The following is a 1,831-nucleotide window of genomic DNA, read 5'->3' as shown; positions in this document are numbered from 1 at the left end:
CGGCGACATCGCCGACGCGAGCGGCGCCGCGCACAAGGCCCGCGGACGGCTGTCCGCGGCCGAGGATCGCGAACGGCTGCTCGCGGTGCTCGGCGATCCGCATATCGGCAGTTTCGGCGTGGTCGCCATCGCGATGCAGCTGGTCGCCAAGCTGGTGCTGCTCCACGCATTGATCGAGCGTGAGGCCTTCGTCGTGATCGCGCTCATTCCCTTTGCTGCGCGGATCGGCCCCCTGGTCTGGTCGCGCGCGCTGCCCGACCTGCACGCGGGGCTGGGATCGCAGTTCCGCAACGCGGTGCGGCCGGTCGATTTCGCGATCTGGAGCATCCTGCTGCTTATGGCGACGTGGGTATCGCCCTCGCTGCTTGCCGCGCCGCTCGTCTTCCTCTTCTGGGGCTGGTGGCTGCTCCGCAAGATCGGCGGAATCTCCGGTGACGGGCATGGCGCCGGGATCGAGATCGGCGAAAGCTTGCTGCTCGCCGCTGCGCTGCTGCTGATGCACGCCGCATGACCGAAAGCTGGACATGGCACGGCGGCGGGCTTGAAGCCGCGAAGCGTCATTTCGGCGCAAGCGAGGGCGATTGGCTCGATCTGTCGACGGGGATCAATCCACACGGCTGGCCGGGCGCTGCCGACATGGCGTTCGACTGGCAACGATTGCCCGATACCGGGGCGCTGGCGCGGCTCGAAGCCATCGCCGCCCGTTATTTCGGTGTCGACGCGCACCATGTCTGTGCGGTGCCGGGCACCGAAATCGGTCTGCGCCTCGTCGGGACGCTCGTTGGCGGTCCCGCGCACCATATCGTCCCCGGCTATCGCACCCATGGCGCGATGATCGCGGGCAGTATCGCAATCGACTGGCCTGCCGCGCAAAACGCGACCGGCAATCTGATCCTCGCCAACCCCAATAATCCCGATGGCCGCGCGGTCGATGCCGACGCCATGCGCGATTTGCTCGCGCGCCGCGCAGGCTGGCTGCTCGTCGACGAGGCCTTTGCCGATGGCACCCCGGCGCTCGGCATCGCAGCTTCGGTAGCGGATGCGCGAAGGCTGATTGTCTTTCGCTCGTTCGGCAAATTCTTCGGGCTCGCCGGGGTGCGGCTCGGTTTCGTGATCGCGCCGCGAGCCGTCGTCGCCGCGCTGCGCGAGCGGCTGGGCGCGTGGCCGCTGTCGGCGGCAGCGATCGCGATCGGCATCGCCGCCTATGCCGACGCCGAATGGATCGCGGCGACGCGGCAACGCCTCCCCCAAGCAGCAAAGGCGCTCGACACGATGCTCGTGCGCCAAGGTTACCGTCCGACGGGCGAATGCCCGCTATTCCGGCTGATCGAGACCGAGGACGCTGATGCGCTGTTCGAACGGCTGGCACGGCAGGCGATCCTGACCCGCCCTTTCGCCGACAATCCGCGATGGCTTCGCATCGGCCTCCCCGCCGACGCAGATGCGCTCGCACGGCTCGAAGCGGCGCTTGGCGATGGCTGACCCGGTCGCGCTTACGGCGCTCGCGCTCGACGCCGCATTTGGCTGGCCGCGGGCGCTCTACTGCCGCATCGGTCATCCGGTCGGACTGTTCGCGCGCATCATCGCCGCCTGCGAAGCGCGGTGGAACCGGAGCGAGCATGGTTTCGCGGTGCGGCGCATGCTCGGCATCGTGACGCTTGTCCTGTTGGTGCTCGCCGCTGGCGGCGTCGGCTGGGCTGTCCAGCGTGTGCTGCTCGCCGCCTTCGGCGCATGGAGCTGGATCGGCATCGCGATCCTCGCCTGGCCCGCGCTCGCGCAGCGCAGCCTGTTCGATCATGTCCGCGCGGTCGGCGAGCGGATCGATGCCGGC

At 69.0% G+C, this 1,831-nt stretch carries 3 protein-coding genes; all 3 read left to right on the top strand.

Annotated elements, in window-relative coordinates:
* Positions 1–511, top strand: a 511-nt coding sequence (locus VN047_RS05100) for an adenosylcobinamide-GDP ribazoletransferase (protein WP_325540675.1), incomplete at its 5' end; no start/stop codon positions are given.
* Positions 508–1,482, top strand: a complete 975-nt coding sequence (gene cobD / locus VN047_RS05095) for a threonine-phosphate decarboxylase CobD (RefSeq protein ID WP_325540674.1) — start codon at positions 508–510, stop codon at positions 1,480–1,482. The genes VN047_RS05100 and cobD, both read left to right, overlap by 4 nt.
* Positions 1,475–1,831: cobalamin biosynthesis protein (locus VN047_RS05090; protein WP_325540672.1), on the top strand; the 357-nt coding region annotated here is incomplete at its 3' end. The genes cobD and VN047_RS05090, both read left to right, overlap by 8 nt.

The sequence above is a fragment of the Sphingopyxis sp. genome (genome assembly GCF_035565275.1).
Lineage (GTDB): Bacteria > Pseudomonadota > Alphaproteobacteria > Sphingomonadales > Sphingomonadaceae > Sphingopyxis.
This window is presented reverse-complemented; position numbering and strand designations above follow the sequence as displayed.